The 16,327-nt window shown below is 49.2% G+C and carries 6 protein-coding genes (1 of these 6 only partly in view); 4 read left to right on the top strand and 2 right to left on the bottom strand.

The genetic code is table 11. The features are described from left to right. On the bottom strand, window positions 1-10,599 hold the 5' end (the start) of the coding sequence (locus OCV56_RS08385) for a VCBS domain-containing protein (RefSeq protein ID WP_261901406.1). Its footprint begins 19,248 nt before the window's first position; the window shows 10,599 of its 29,847 coding nt (coding positions 1-10,599); its start codon is at window positions 10,597-10,599; the stop codon falls past the left edge of the window. A 403-nt stretch (window positions 10,600-11,002) separates the two neighbouring features. Between OCV56_RS08385 and OCV56_RS08390 the strand changes: the two genes are divergently transcribed. From OCV56_RS08390 to OCV56_RS08405, 4 genes are all read left to right on the top strand, one after another. Continuing rightward, entirely contained in the window at window positions 11,003-12,310 is a 1,308-nt protein-coding gene (locus tag OCV56_RS08390; RefSeq protein WP_390903664.1) for a TolC family outer membrane protein, read from the top strand. Next, on the top strand, window positions 12,310-12,927 hold the full coding sequence (locus OCV56_RS08395) for an OmpA family protein (RefSeq protein ID WP_086713399.1): 618 nt from the start codon (window positions 12,310-12,312) through the stop codon (window positions 12,925-12,927). Before OCV56_RS08390 ends, OCV56_RS08395 begins: the two co-directional genes overlap by 1 nt. Before the next feature lie 135 nt (window positions 12,928-13,062). Then, entirely contained in the window at window positions 13,063-13,413 is a 351-nt protein-coding gene (locus tag OCV56_RS08400) for a DUF2750 domain-containing protein (RefSeq protein WP_086713398.1), read from the top strand. Between the two features lie 354 nt (window positions 13,414-13,767). Continuing rightward, window positions 13,768-15,609: a diguanylate cyclase gene (locus tag OCV56_RS08405; RefSeq protein ID WP_390903674.1), complete on the top strand. Its 1,842-nt coding sequence runs from the start codon at window positions 13,768-13,770 to the stop codon at window positions 15,607-15,609. On the opposite strand, the gene queC is transcribed toward OCV56_RS08405, so the two are convergent. Continuing rightward, window positions 15,569-16,264, bottom strand: a complete 696-nt coding sequence (queC, locus tag OCV56_RS08410) for a 7-cyano-7-deazaguanine synthase QueC (RefSeq protein WP_086713396.1) — start codon at window positions 16,262-16,264, stop codon at window positions 15,569-15,571. The two genes, OCV56_RS08405 and queC, sit on opposite strands and share 41 nt — an antisense overlap. Window positions 16,265-16,327: the final 63 nt, after the last annotated feature.

Here is a 16,327-nt window from a genome sequence, read left to right on the forward strand (position 1 = left end):
GTCCACATCGCTTACGGTCAACTGACCACTTGCGCTGTTGTCGCCGGCCACGTCTTTACCCGCTTCCACAACCGTGGTGTCTTCACTGTCCGACGCGGTGATGGTCGCACCATCGTTGCTGCCCGTGATGTTCACGGTGATCGTTTCGCTCGCCGTGCCATCTTTTGAGGTCACAACCAAGCTGTCCGTTGCCGCATCGTTGGCATTCAGAGCATCGGCTTTGCTTTCATCTAGCGTATAAGTCCACGCGCCTGTGCTGGCGTTGAACGTGAACGTGCCGTAAGTACCTTCTAGGCTCGCTGGCTCTTGGAACACAGCTTCGCCATCGTCCACATCGCTTACGGTCAACTGACCACTTGCGCTGTTGTCGCCGGCCACGTCTTTACCCGCTTCCACAACCGTGGTGTCTTCACTGTCCGACGCGGTGATGGTCGCACCATCGTTGCTGCCCGTGATGTTCACGGTGATCGTTTCGCTCGCCGTGCCATCTTTTGAGGTCACAACCAAGCTGTCCGTTGCCGCATCGTTGGCATTCAGAGCATCGGCTTTGCTTTCATCTAGCGTATAAGTCCACGCGCCTGTGCTGGCGTTGAACGTGAACGTGCCGTAAGTACCTTCTAGGCTCGCTGGCTCTTGGAACACAGCTTCGCCATCGTCCACATCGCTTACGGTCAACTGACCACTTGCGCTGTTGTCGCCGGCCACGTCTTTACCCGCTTCCACAACCGTGGTGTCTTCACTGTCCGACGCGGTGATGGTCGCACCATCGTTGCTGCCCGTGATGTTCACGGTGATCGTTTCGCTCGCCGTGCCATCTTTTGAGGTCACAACCAAGCTGTCCGTTGCCGCATCGTTGGCATTCAGAGCATCGGCTTTGCTTTCATCTAGCGTATAAGTCCACGCGCCTGTGCTGGCGTTGAACGTGAACGTGCCGTAAGTACCTTCTAGGCTCGCTGGCTCTTGGAACACAGCTTCGCCATCGTCCACATCGCTTACGGTCAACTGACCACTTGCGCTGTTGTCGCCGGCCACGTCTTTACCCGCTTCCACAACCGTGGTGTCTTCACTGTCCGACGCGGTGATGGTCGCACCATCGTTGCTGCCCGTGATGTTCACGGTGATCGTTTCGCTCGCCGTGCCATCTTTTGAGGTCACAACCAAGCTGTCCGTTGCCGCATCGTTGGCATTCAGAGCATCGGCTTTGCTTTCATCTAGCGTATAAGTCCACGCGCCTGTGCTGGCGTTGAACGTGAACGTGCCGTAAGTACCTTCTAGGCTCGCTGGCTCTTGGAACACAGCTTCGCCATCGTCCACATCGCTTACGGTCAACTGACCACTTGCGCTGTTGTCGCCGGCCACGTCTTTACCCGCTTCCACAACCGTGGTGTCTTCACTGTCCGACGCGGTGATGGTCGCACCATCGTTGCTGCCCGTGATGTTCACGGTGATCGTTTCGCTCGCCGTGCCATCTTTTGAGGTCACAACCAAGCTGTCCGTTGCCGCATCGTTGGCATTCAGAGCATCGGCTTTGCTTTCATCTAGCGTATAAGTCCACGCGCCTGTGCTGGCGTTGAACGTGAACGTGCCGTAAGTACCTTCTAGGCTCGCTGGCTCTTGGAACACAGCTTCGCCATCGTCCACATCGCTTACGGTCAACTGACCACTTGCGCTGTTGTCGCCGGCCACGTCTTTACCCGCTTCCACAACCGTGGTGTCTTCACTGTCCGACGCGGTGATGGTCGCACCATCGTTGCTGCCCGTGATGTTCACGGTGATCGTTTCGCTCGCCGTGCCATCTTTTGAGGTCACAACCAAGCTGTCCGTTGCCGCATCGTTGGCATTCAGAGCATCGGCTTTGCTTTCATCTAGCGTATAAGTCCACGCGCCTGTGCTGGCGTTGAACGTGAACGTGCCGTAAGTACCTTCTAGGCTCGCTGGCTCTTGGAACACAGCTTCGCCATCGTCCACATCGCTTACGGTCAACTGACCACTTGCGCTGTTGTCGCCGGCCACGTCTTTACCCGCTTCCACAACCGTGGTGTCTTCACTGTCCGACGCGGTGATGGTCGCACCATCGTTGCTGCCCGTGATGTTCACGGTGATCGTTTCGCTCGCCGTGCCATCTTTTGAGGTCACAACCAAGCTGTCCGTTGCCGCATCGTTGGCATTCAGAGCATCGGCTTTGCTTTCATCTAGCGTATAAGTCCACGCGCCTGTGCTGGCGTTGAACGTGAACGTGCCGTAAGTACCTTCTAGGCTCGCTGGCTCTTGGAACACAGCTTCGCCATCGTCCACATCGCTTACGGTCAACTGACCACTTGCGCTGTTGTCGCCGGCCACGTCTTTACCCGCTTCCACAACCGTGGTGTCTTCACTGTCCGACGCGGTGATGGTCGCACCATCGTTGCTGCCCGTGATGTTCACGGTGATCGTTTCGCTCGCCGTGCCATCTTTTGAGGTCACAACCAAGCTGTCCGTTGCCGCATCGTTGGCATTCAGAGCATCGGCTTTGCTTTCATCTAGCGTATAAGTCCACGCGCCTGTGCTGGCGTTGAACGTGAACGTGCCGTAAGTACCTTCTAGGCTCGCTGGCTCTTGGAACACAGCTTCGCCATCGTCCACATCGCTTACGGTCAACTGACCACTTGCGCTGTTGTCGCCGGCCACGTCTTTACCCGCTTCCACAACCGTGGTGTCTTCACTGTCCGACGCGGTGATGGTCGCACCATCGTTGCTGCCCGTGATGTTCACGGTGATCGTTTCGCTCGCCGTGCCATCTTTTGAGGTCACAACCAAGCTGTCCGTTGCCGCATCGTTGGCATTCAGAGCATCGGCTTTGCTTTCATCTAGCGTATAAGTCCACGCGCCTGTGCTGGCGTTGAACGTGAACGTGCCGTAAGTACCTTCTAGGCTCGCTGGCTCTTGGAACACAGCTTCGCCATCGTCCACATCGCTTACGGTCAACTGACCACTTGCGCTGTTGTCGCCGGCCACGTCTTTACCCGCTTCCACAACCGTGGTGTCTTCACTGTCCGACGCGGTGATGGTCGCACCATCGTTGCTGCCCGTGATGTTCACGGTGATCGTTTCGCTCGCCGTGCCATCTTTTGAGGTCACAACCAAGCTGTCCGTTGCCGCATCGTTGGCATTCAGAGCATCGGCTTTGCTTTCATCTAGCGTATAAGTCCACGCGCCTGTGCTGGCGTTGAACGTGAACGTGCCGTAAGTACCTTCTAGGCTCGCTGGCTCTTGGAACACAGCTTCGCCATCGTCCACATCGCTTACGGTCAACTGACCACTTGCGCTGTTGTCGCCGGCCACGTCTTTACCCGCTTCCACAACCGTGGTGTCTTCACTGTCCGACGCGGTGATGGTCGCACCATCGTTGCTGCCCGTGATGTTCACGGTGATCGTTTCGCTCGCCGTGCCATCTTTTGAGGTCACAACCAAGCTGTCCGTTGCCGCATCGTTGGCATTCAGAGCATCGGCTTTGCTTTCATCTAGCGTATAAGTCCACGCGCCTGTGCTGGCGTTGAACGTGAACGTGCCGTAAGTACCTTCTAGGCTCGCTGGCTCTTGGAACACAGCTTCGCCATCGTCCACATCGCTTACGGTCAACTGACCACTTGCGCTGTTGTCGCCGGCCACGTCTTTACCCGCTTCCACAACCGTGGTGTCTTCACTGTCCGACGCGGTGATGGTCGCACCATCGTTGCTGCCCGTGATGTTCACGGTGATCGTTTCGCTCGCCGTGCCATCTTTTGAGGTCACAACCAAGCTGTCCGTTGCCGCATCGTTGGCATTCAGAGCATCGGCTTTGCTTTCATCTAGCGTATAAGTCCACGCGCCTGTGCTGGCGTTGAACGTGAACGTGCCGTAAGTACCTTCTAGGCTCGCTGGCTCTTGGAACACAGCTTCGCCATCGTCCACATCGCTTACGGTCAACTGACCACTTGCGCTGTTGTCGCCGGCCACGTCTTTACCCGCTTCCACAACCGTGGTGTCTTCACTGTCCGACGCGGTGATGGTCGCACCATCGTTGCTGCCCGTGATGTTCACGGTGATCGTTTCGCTCGCCGTGCCATCTTTTGAGGTCACAACCAAGCTGTCCGTTGCCGCATCGTTGGCATTCAGAGCATCGGCTTTGCTTTCATCTAGCGTATAAGTCCACGCGCCTGTGCTGGCGTTGAACGTGAACGTGCCGTAAGTACCTTCTAGGCTCGCTGGCTCTTGGAACACAGCTTCGCCATCGTCCACATCGCTTACGGTCAACTGACCACTTGCGCTGTTGTCGCCGGCCACGTCTTTACCCGCTTCCACAACCGTGGTGTCTTCACTGTCCGACGCGGTGATGGTCGCACCATCGTTGCTGCCCGTGATGTTCACGGTGATCGTTTCGCTCGCCGTGCCATCTTTTGAGGTCACAACCAAGCTGTCCGTTGCCGCATCGTTGGCATTCAGAGCATCGGCTTTGCTTTCATCTAGCGTATAAGTCCACGCGCCTGTGCTGGCGTTGAACGTGAACGTGCCGTAAGTACCTTCTAGGCTCGCTGGCTCTTGGAACACAGCTTCGCCATCGTCCACATCGCTTACGGTCAACTGACCACTTGCGCTGTTGTCGCCGGCCACGTCTTTCACAATGCCGCTATCATCACCTGTGATTTTTGCTACGTCATTCGCACCGTCGATGGTGATCTTGATGATTTGTGTATCTTTGCCATCCGCCGTCCCAACCGTGTAGGTTTCGACGATGCTTTCACCTACATTCAGGCCTTGTACAGTGTCGTTCTCCAACACGTACGTCCAGTTGCCCTCGGCATCGATGGTCAACGTACCTAGTTGAGCACCGCCATCCACTGTGCTGTTCGTGAACATTGGCATGGTGTTGAACGCACCATCGCCATCCGCATCAGCCACGGTCAAGCTGCCGGTCACTTCAAGCTGAACACCGTCTGTCGCTGCATCGGTATCCACGTCTTCCGTCACTTCGCCTGTCGCGCTGTCGCCCGTTTCTAGTGTGATTTCTGAGTCGTCTATTACTGGATTTACACCAACATTCACCGTCAGTGTATCTGTACCGCCTTGACCATCAGAAACGATAACTGTAAAGCTATCGCTACCGTTGTAATCAGCGTTTGGAGTGTAGGTCCAGTTGCCGTTTTCATCGACCGTCACTGAACCATTAGATGGATCGCTGCCTTTTGAGAAGCTTAGTGAGTCATTGTCACCATCTGATGCAGAAAGAGACCCGCTGACTGGCGTATCTTCGTCAGTCGTGACGGCAACACTGTCACCAAGTGGGTCGCCGTTACTATCAACCAGCGTTGGGGTGTCATTTACAGGAGTCACACCAACATTCACCGTCAGTGTATCTGTACCGCCTTGACCGTCAGAAACGATAACTGTGAAGCTATCGCTGCCGTTGTAATCAGCGTTTGGGGTGTAGGTCCAGTTGCCGTTTTCATCAACGGTCACTGAACCATTAGATGGATCGCTGCCTTTTGAGAAGCTAAGTGAGTCATTGTCACCATCTGATGCAGAAAGAGACCCGCTGACTGGCGTATCTTCGTCAGTCGTGACGGCAACACTGTCACCGAGTGGGTCGCCATTGCTATCAACCAGCGCTGGGGCGTCATTTACGGGAGTCACACCAACATTCACTGTCAGTGTATCTGTACCGCCTTGACCGTCAGAAACGATAACTGTGAAGCTATCGCTGCCGTTGTAATCAGCGTTTGGTGTGTAGGTCCAGTTGCCGTTTTCATCAACGGTCACTGAACCGTTAGACGGATCGCTGCCTTTTGAGAAGCTTAGTGAGTCATTGTCACCATCGGAGGCAGAAAGAGACCCGCTGACTGGCGTATCTTCGTCAGTCGTGACGGCAACACTGCCACCAAGTGGGTCGCCGTTACTATCAACAAGCGTTGGGGTGTCATTTACAGGAGTCACACCAACATTCACCGTCAGTGTATCTGTACCGCCTTGACCATCAGAAACGATAACTGTGAAGCTATCGCTGCCGTTGTAATCAGCGTTTGGAGTGTAGGTCCAGTTGCCGTTTTCATCGACCGTCACTGAACCATTAGATGGATCGCTGCCTTTTGAGAAGCTTAGTGAGTCATTGTCACCATCTGATGCAGAAAGAGACCCGCTGACTGGCGTATCTTCGTCAGTCGTGACGGCAACACTGTCACCAAGTGGGTCGCCGTTACTATCAACCAGCGTTGGGGTGTCATTTACAGGAGTCACACCAACATTCACCGTCAGTGTATCTGTACCGCCTTGACCATCAGAAACGATAACTGTGAAGCTATCGCTGCCGTTGTAATCAGCGTTTGGTGTGTAGGTCCAGTTGCCGTTTTCATCGACCGTCACTGAACCATTAGATGGATCGCTGCCTTTTGAGAAGCTTAGTGAGTCGCTGTCACCATCGGAGGCAGAAAGAGACCCGCTGACTGGCGTATCTTCATCAGTCGTGACGGCAACACTGTCACCGAGTGGGTCGCCATTGCTATCAACCAGCGTTGGGGTGTCATTTACGGGAGTCACACCAACATTCACCGTCAGTGTATCTGTACCGCCTTGACCGTCAGAAACGATAACTGTGAAGCTATCGCTGCCGTTGTAATCAGCGTTTGGGGTGTAGGTCCAGTTGCCGTTTTCATCAACGGTCACTGAACCATTAGATGGATCGCTGCCTTTTGAGAAGCTAAGTGAGTCATTGTCACCATCTGATGCAGAAAGAGACCCGCTGACTGGCGTATCTTCGTCAGTCGTGACGGCAACACTGTCACCGAGTGGGTCGCCATTGCTATCAACCAGCGCTGGGGCGTCATTTACGGGAGTCACACCAACATTCACTGTCAGTGTATCTGTACCGCCTTGACCGTCAGAAACGATAACTGTGAAGCTATCGCTGCCGTTGTAATCAGCGTTTGGTGTGTAGGTCCAGTTGCCGTTTTCATCAACGGTCACTGAACCGTTAGACGGATCGCTGCCTTTTGAGAAGCTTAGTGAGTCATTGTCACCATCGGAGGCAGAAAGAGACCCGCTGACTGGCGTATCTTCGTCAGTCGTGACGGCAACACTGCCACCAAGTGGGTCGCCGTTACTATCAACAAGCGTTGGGGTGTCATTTACAGGAGTCACACCAACATTCACCGTCAGTGTATCTGTACCGCCTTGACCATCAGAAACGATAACTGTGAAGCTATCGCTGCCGTTGTAATCAGCGTTTGGAGTGTAGGTCCAGTTGCCGTTTTCATCGACCGTCACTGAACCATTAGATGGATCGCTGCCTTTTGAGAAGCTTAGTGAGTCATTGTCACCATCTGATGCAGAAAGAGACCCGCTGACTGGCGTATCTTCGTCAGTCGTGACGGCAACACTGTCACCAAGTGGGTCGCCGTTACTATCAACCAGCGTTGGGGTGTCATTTACAGGAGTCACACCAACATTCACCGTCAGTGTATCTGTACCGCCTTGACCATCAGAAACGATAACTGTGAAGCTATCGCTGCCGTTGTAATCAGCGTTTGGTGTGTAGGTCCAGTTGCCGTTTTCATCGACCGTCACTGAACCATTAGATGGATCGCTGCCTTTTGAGAAGCTTAGTGAGTCGCTGTCACCATCGGAGGCAGAAAGAGACCCGCTGACTGGCGTATCTTCATCAGTCGTGACGGCAACACTGTCACCGAGTGGGTCGCCATTGCTATCAACCAGCGTTGGGGTGTCATTTACGGGAGTCACACCAACATTCACCGTCAGTGTATCTGTACCGCCTTGACCGTCAGAAACGATAACTGTGAAGCTATCGCTGCCGTTGTAATCAGCGTTTGGGGTGTAGGTCCAGTTGCCGTTTTCATCAACGGTCACTGAACCATTAGATGGATCGCTGCCTTTTGAGAAGCTAAGTGAGTCATTGTCACCATCTGATGCAGAAAGAGACCCGCTGACTGGCGTATCTTCGTCAGTCGTGACGGCAACACTGTCACCGAGTGGGTCGCCATTGCTATCAACCAGCGCTGGGGCGTCATTTACGGGAGTCACACCAACATTCACTGTCAGTGTATCTGTACCGCCTTGACCGTCAGAAACGATAACTGTGAAGCTATCGCTGCCGTTGTAATCAGCGTTTGGTGTGTAGGTCCAGTTGCCGTTTTCATCAACGGTCACTGAACCGTTAGACGGATCGCTGCCTTTTGAGAAGCTTAGTGAGTCATTGTCACCATCGGAGGCAGAAAGAGACCCGCTGACTGGCGTATCTTCGTCAGTCGTGACGGCAACACTGCCACCAAGTGGGTCGCCGTTACTATCAACAAGCGTTGGGGTGTCATTTACAGGAGTCACACCAACATTCACCGTCAGTGTATCTGTACCGCCTTGACCATCAGAAACGATAACTGTGAAGCTATCGCTGCCGTTGTAATCAGCGTTTGGAGTGTAGGTCCAGTTGCCGTTTTCATCGACCGTCACTGAACCATTAGATGGATCGCTGCCTTTTGAGAAGCTTAGTGAGTCATTGTCACCATCTGATGCAGAAAGAGACCCGCTGACTGGCGTATCTTCGTCAGTCGTGACGGCAACACTGTCACCAAGTGGGTCGCCGTTACTATCAACCAGCGTTGGGGTGTCATTTACAGGAGTCACACCAACATTCACCGTCAGTGTATCTGTACCGCCTTGACCATCAGAAACGATAACTGTGAAGCTATCGCTGCCGTTGTAATCAGCGTTTGGTGTGTAGGTCCAGTTGCCGTTTTCATCGACCGTCACTGAACCATTAGATGGATCGCTGCCTTTTGAGAAGCTTAGTGAGTCGCTGTCACCATCGGAGGCAGAAAGAGACCCGCTGACTGGCGTATCTTCATCAGTCGTGACGGCAACACTGTCACCGAGTGGGTCGCCATTGCTATCAACCAGCGTTGGGGTGTCATTTACAGGAGTCACACCAACATTCACCGTCAGTGTATCTGTACCGCCTTGACCATCAGAAACGATAACTGTGAAGCTATCGCTGCCGTTGTAATCAGCGTTTGGAGTGTAGGTCCAGTTGCCGTTTTCATCGACCGTCACTGAACCATTAGATGGATCGCTGCCTTTTGAGAAGCTTAGTGAGTCATTGTCACCATCTGATGCAGAAAGAGACCCGCTGACTGGCGTATCTTCGTCAGTCGTGACGGCAACACTGTCACCAAGTGGGTCGCCGTTACTATCAACCAGCGTTGGGGTGTCATTTACAGGAGTCACACCAACATTCACCGTCAGTGTATCTGTACCGCCTTGACCATCAGAAACGATAACTGTGAAGCTATCGCTGCCGTTGTAATCAGCGTTTGGTGTGTAGGTCCAGTTGCCGTTTTCATCGACCGTCACTGAACCATTAGATGGATCGCTGCCTTTTGAGAAGCTTAGTGAGTCGCTGTCACCATCGGAGGCAGAAAGAGACCCGCTGACTGGCGTATCTTCATCAGTCGTGACGGCAACACTGTCACCGAGTGGGTCGCCATTGCTATCAACCAGCGTTGGGGTGTCATTTACGGGAGTCACACCAACATTCACCGTCAGTGTATCTGTACCGCCTTGACCGTCAGAAACGATAACTGTGAAGCTATCGCTGCCGTTGTAATCAGCGTTTGGGGTGTAGGTCCAGTTGCCGTTTTCATCAACGGTCACTGAACCATTAGATGGATCGCTGCCTTTTGAGAAGCTAAGTGAGTCATTGTCACCATCTGATGCAGAAAGAGACCCGCTGACTGGCGTATCTTCGTCAGTCGTGACGGCAACACTGTCACCGAGTGGGTCGCCATTGCTATCAACCAGCGCTGGGGCGTCATTTACGGGAGTCACACCAACATTCACTGTCAGTGTATCTGTACCGCCTTGACCGTCAGAAACGATAACTGTGAAGCTATCGCTGCCGTTGTAATCAGCGTTTGGTGTGTAGGTCCAGTTGCCGTCACTATTTAAAACAACAGAGCCGTGGTCGGGAGATTGTGACAAGCTAAAAGTAAGAGCGTCATTATCGTCATCAGAAGCACTTAATGTACCGCTAATAGGCGTATCTTCGTCAGTAGTGAAAGAAACAGTATCTCCGACAACGACATTGTTGGAATCTGTAAATAGAGGGGTGCTATTAAATTGGGTTGGAGATTCTGAAATAGAGCGATAGGCATCAAGAAGGCTCAAGCTTTGGGTGCGAGATAGACCAAGCGCCTCAAATCCCGTAGTAACAAACTCTGTATTAGGAATCGTTTCTTCACCATCACGCTCAATAGTTCCGCTAGAAGCCAAACTTGAGCCGTTTTGCCCAGCTGCCGTTGCGAACTCTTCGCCTAATTCTGTTGGGTCTTGACCTTCTTCTAAGACTGCAAAAATATTTGCTATGTCTTGGTCAAGCTCAACTTCCCCACCTTCTTCTGGTGAGAAGCGTTTCGCTGAAACCTTAGGACTATTGGATTCATTTGAGGATTCAAGAACAACATCCCCAGCTTGTAGTGGTTGGCTTTCTTCTAAGACTTTAATCGTACCATCTACCGAGATAACAATGCGCTGGCCAAGTGCTAAGGCACCGCCCAAATTCAATGTTGTCATGTCCATATAAACCCCTAAAAAAGCATTTCTTGTCATTAACGTCAAAATAGTGACATTATATTTATAATATTAGTTAAAATATAACACTTAAAGTCATATAATTCCTAGTTATGAATCTAGTATTTAACAACTAGAGTGACGAGCTAATGACGGCGATCACATCGCATAACAATCTTAGTGCTCACTCCAGCAATATAAGTTATTGTGTTTGCGATAGATAATAGATTTATAAACGTAAAATTGACGTGTATAAAAACACCGTAAAACGCACACTGATCGGTTAACATTTTGACAACCATTTGCGAACGCCAGCTTAGCGATCGTGATTTTTTTGGCGGTTCATCTAAATTTCGTATATAACAGCGCGAATTCAAGACTTAGATGTGAGCTAATTTGAGGGAGATGCACATTGAATAGGCTTCAAAAGACAACATTGGGGTTAGCTATAAGTTTGAGCTTACCGACGACAGCACAAACCCTGGAGCAAGCCGTTGCGTTCACTTTAGAAAGTAATCCTGAAATCAAAAGTGCTTATAATGAATATGTCAGTAAGCGATATCTTAATGATGCTTCTGGTGGCGCTTATCGTCCAAGTATAGACTTGGATGGAGGAATCGGATACGAACATACCGACCTTGCAACCAATCAAAACACGACCGATCTGACACGAAAAGAAGCGACCATTACGTTAACCCAACTAATATGGGATGGCGCGAATACATCAAATGATATCGATCGTACCGCGGCTGATGCAGAATCTGTGCGCTATCAATTGCTATCTAACGCGCAAGATATCGCTTTAGAAGTCACTAAGGTTTATCTTGATGCAGTTAAAGCCTATGAAGTGCTGTCACTGTCAGAAAACAACCTATCGACACACAAAGAGATTTATAGTGACATTCGTAAGCGTGTTGAGTCTGGTATTGGCTCAACGGCAGATATGTCACAAGTAGAGGCTCGTATTGCGAAGGCACACGGGAACTTACTTGCTGCGCAAAATAACCTTTTTGATACCCATACTCAATTTAAAAGGCTTGTAGGCCAATCTCCGTTAGGATTAACCTTCCCTCGTGCAGATGCTGGCGCAATTCCTTACACCGTCGATGGCGCACTAGCGAAAGCGTTTAATCAACACCCAGTAATTAAGATTGCACAAGCGGATGTGGATTCAGCGAAATTTCAGTACAAACAATCTAAAAGCACCAACTACCCGACCGTCTCTTTTGAAGCGGCTCAAACCTGGCGTGATGATGCCGGTGGTACTAAAGGTAGTAGCGATGAGTTCTCAGCAATGGTTCGTTTGAGATATAACCTCTATAACGGAGGCTCAGATCAAGACCGCGCAGAAAGTGCAGCCTACCAATTGAATAAAGCCAAGGATCTTCGCGAGAGTACTTATCGAAACGTCGAAGAGAGTTTACGCCTTTCATGGAGCGCACTTGATTTAACCGTTCAACAAAAAGAATTTCTATCTGACCACGTAGACTCAGCATCAGACACCGTTATTTCGTATGAGAAGCAGTACCGTATTGGCAAACGTACCCTTCTCGACTTACTTAATACCGAGAATGAACTGTTCGAGGCCCGTAAAGGATATTTGGATGCCAAGTATGATGAACAATACGCTAAGTACCGAGTGATGAACGCAACAGGAAACCTGTTAACCGGACTACGCGTCGAAACCCCTCAAGAATGGAATGAAAAGGTAGAATACTAATGAAGCTGATAAAAACTGTATTTCCGCTTTGTATCATGGTGCTCTCTACCAATGCTTCAGCTGAAACAAGCGATGAAGAGTTTGAATATCGAGCTCTTCCTGAGATCACACAAATTTATGATCTCGAAGATGATGATAATGATGGCGTAATCAATGCTCGTGATTTGTGTGCCGATACACAAATTGGCGCTGAAATAGATAACGACGGTTGTGGATCATACTTTGAATCTACTGAGCAAAAAGAGCTTCACATACTCTTCGCCAATAACTCTACTGAAATTAACCCGGTTTTTCTTGGGCAAATACGCCAGATGGCTGCATTTTTGAAGCGTTATGAAAGCACGAGTATTGAATTACAAGGTTATGCCAGTAAAGTGGGCAATGCCGCACACAACTTGAAGCTGTCAAAAGAGCGCGCTGCTCATGTAAAACGAGCTCTGAACAGCAATGGTATACAACCGTCTAGAGTCAATATCGTCGGTCATGGTGATTCAGACTTCAGCAGTGATGACACCCAAATTAACCATGCACTTCACCGCAAAGTTGTCGCTTCTGTTGTTGGATTCAAAGGAAACATTAAAGAAGAGTGGCACATCTTCACCAAAATTAAAAAGTAGGCTCTCCCTGTTTTCACCATGCTGACAGCTTATCTTAAGTTAACGTTTCAGTATGGTGATAATTCCTTGAATAGCATGTACCTAAGCCGTCTATAATGTTAATCTTGCCTCGTTATCAACATAGAGAATTAATCCATGAGCAAACTAACAGCTGATACTCAAGCAAATCTAGAACTTTTCGTTTCTGAAACACAAGAAACTAAACTGGTATGGGGCCTTCGTAATGAAGAAGGTTGGCTAGCATGTGACTCAAGTGAATTCGAAAACAGCGAAGTGATGCCTTTCTGGTCTTCAAAAGAAGACGCTCAAACTCACAACGTTGAAGAGTGGGCTGACTTCGAAGTATTAGAAATTCCGCTAGACATCTTTGTGGAAGATTGGCTGCTGACTCTTGCTGAAGACGGCGTTTTAGTTGGAACTAACTGGAATGCATCGCTAGACGGTAAAGAGCTTGAGCCTTCTGACCTAGCGAAATTATACATCTAATTTCAAGTATCGGCCGTACGAATCGTATGGCCGATATATCTCTGATAAAACTGAATAAATTAGAGATCTAGTTCTCAATACCTTTCACAAACACCCCTCAAAATTTGAAGCAAGATCAAACTAATCATAAAATAACGTTCTTTATCTGATTGATAGTTCCTTGTGACTCGTTCGATTCTCCTTAGCTTTATATTATTGGTTAGCTTTGCTACACACAGCCAACTAGTCACTCCAAGTCGTTTTTCAGACTCATCTATCACTTTGCCAAGTGCGGCTAGTATCGACACTCCAAATGCTGATTGGAATGCACTCTATCTCACGACATTGAGTCACTCTCCCTCCCGCGCACTGACCATGCTTCAGTCACGCTACACGAGTTCAAGGTCGTATGGTGAGAAGCTCTACTTGTCAGTTCTGCTGTATGAATACATGAGCGAGCGAGATCAACCATTTTATGGTATTGCATCTAACGACAGTGAATATCAAACAATAGAGCAAGAATTTGTTGCCGCTCTCATTGAAGACAGTCAAGGACAGTATGAACTCTCACAACAACGCTTCCTGATGCTGTTAGCAAAAATGCAATCGCGTAGCGATTCAACCGGCAAAGCACTGCTCAAGTACCAACTATGTCGCTCCCTCAATGAACAAGCCAAATATCATCAAGCAAACTACTATTGCTCGGGGCTTGAGTCAGACTTACATGATGCCATCGACCCTGTGCTGCCTAAGTTTATTACTTATCGGGTCATCGCTAATAATCATCATTTTCGTAGTGACTACCATACAGCGTTAAATACCTATCTCACCTTGATCAAGGTATTTCCAAAAGGACATGATATCTCTGGGGTTTACAACGATATTGGTAACTTACTCAAAGAGCTAAAACAGTATGAAAAATCAGCTCAATACCTAAAGGAAGCGCTTGCCCTTAGAGCCGATGCTTCCAACCTAATGAAGGCTCAGGTTCATCACAGCCTTGCTGATCTCTACTTGAATCAAAGCCAAAGCGACTTAGCGATTCATCATTTTGAAAAAGCGCATAGATTACTAAGCGAATCATCGCATAACTATGGCATCGCACTCACTAGCTTAGGGCTCGGTAAAGCCTATACGCAGACACAAGATTATGATTTAGCACGAAGCTATTTAATAGAGTCACTCGAGGCTGCCAATGGATTGACAAATGATGGGATTCGTATCAATGCTTATCTGGCAGTGAGTGATATGTTCGAAGATAAAAAGCTGATGGCTGAGGCACTTAATTATGCCGAACAAGCTTTGAGGTTAGCGGAACAGGTATCAAGACACAAATACACAGCTCAAGCTCTGCTTCAATTATCTGAAATACACAAGGCGCTTAATGATTACCAACAAGCGTTTATCTATTATCAACAATATTCATCCATTCAGATGGAAGCGCGAGATACAGACAACCGACTCGCGCTCGAGGCACTCGATATTGCTCATACCAAATATGAACAGGAACTAGAGAAATCCTTACTGCTACACCAAGCGAACATTGACCGCCTTCATATCGAAAAAATGGAACGCCAACGCTGGGTTTACAACATCATTGTGATTCTATTGTTATGTGGCGCGAGTTTTATGGTGTTCGCGAATAAAACAATTCGCTCAAAAGCTTCGATTGACGCTATGACCAAAGCATACAACAGAACTGAAATCATACGACGAATTAAACGGGTGAAACGTTCACAAGAAACGAATAAACAGCATATTCTAATTTTATTAGACTTAGATAAGTTCAAGAAAATCAATGATGAGCATGGTCACCCTACCGGTGATAGAGCACTCGTCCATATCAGCAGACAAATCAGAAAGCACTTGATGAGCGGAGAGTTGTTTGGTCGTTTAGGTGGTGAAGAGTTTGTAATAATGCTGACAGACACCACTCCATCGGAAGTAAGGGAACGTGTTGAAGAGTTGCACTATGCAATCTCAAGCAGCGTTTTTCTATCAGAAAGTAAGAAGCCACTTAATGTAACCGCGAGTTTTGCTTACTTAGCAACCTCAAACGCATTAAGTGACTTCGATGAGCTTTATTCAGTGCTTGACCAAGCTCTATATCAGGCTAAAAGTAACGGTCGAAACTGTATTATTGATGCGTATAACGAACCCATTGACCTACCTGAGATTATTTATTCTCAGCCTGCTTACGAACCAGTTCAGCCATAATAGATTCGCGATCACCTAGGTAGTCGTTAAGACCAACTTTTCTCAGCTCACATGCCGGACAATCGCCACAGCCATCGCCGATGATGCCGTTGTAACAAGTCAGGGTTTTATTGCGCACAAGCTCAAGTGCTGAGTATTGATCGGCTAAGGCCCAAGTTTCAGCCTTGTTTAGCCACATTAGTGGCGTTTTAATATCCAGCGTCTTGTCCATACCTTGTACTAGCGCAGAGTTCATCGCTTTTACAAAGTCATTGCGACAATCAGGGTAGCCAGAGAAATCCGTCTCGCATACACCAGTAATCACCGTTTCTGCGCCAATTTGATATGCGTAAATACCAGAAAGCGTTAAGAACAGAATGTTACGACCAGGAACAAACGAGTTCGGTAAACCGTTCTCTTGCAGTTCATGAGAAACAGGAATATCGTCACGAGTTAAAGAGCTGATAGCTAGCTCATTTAATAGAGTCACATCCATCACTTTGTGCGCTTTCACGCCTAACTCTTTAGCTAATGATTCAGCGACTTCGATCTCTAGCTTATGACGCTGACCATAGTCAAACGTAATCGCGTGAACTTCATCATACTCTTTCAATGCTTGAACTAGACACGTGGTTGAGTCTTGACCACCACTAAATACTACAACTGCTTTTTTCATTTCCATTCCTACCTAAAACTGACGAGCTTTCTACAACGGGTAAGCACTCTACAAAGTCATAAA

It is taken from the genome of Vibrio gigantis (assembly GCF_024347515.1).
Lineage (GTDB): Bacteria > Pseudomonadota > Gammaproteobacteria > Enterobacterales > Vibrionaceae > Vibrio > Vibrio gigantis.

What these genes read in the sequence shown, in the direction of transcription:
- OCV56_RS08395 (WP_086713399.1), top strand. Translation starts at nt 12,310, where the DNA reads ATGAAGCTGATAAAAACTGTATTTCCGCTTTGTATCATGGTGCTCTCT.
- queC (WP_086713396.1), bottom strand. Translation starts at nt 16,264, where the DNA reads ATGAAAAAAGCAGTTGTAGTATTTAGTGGTGGTCAAGACTCAACCACG.
- OCV56_RS08400 (WP_086713398.1), top strand. Translation starts at nt 13,063, where the DNA reads ATGAGCAAACTAACAGCTGATACTCAAGCAAATCTAGAACTTTTCGTT.
- OCV56_RS08405 (WP_390903674.1), top strand. Translation starts at nt 13,768, where the DNA reads ATGCTTCAGTCACGCTACACGAGTTCAAGGTCGTATGGTGAGAAGCTC.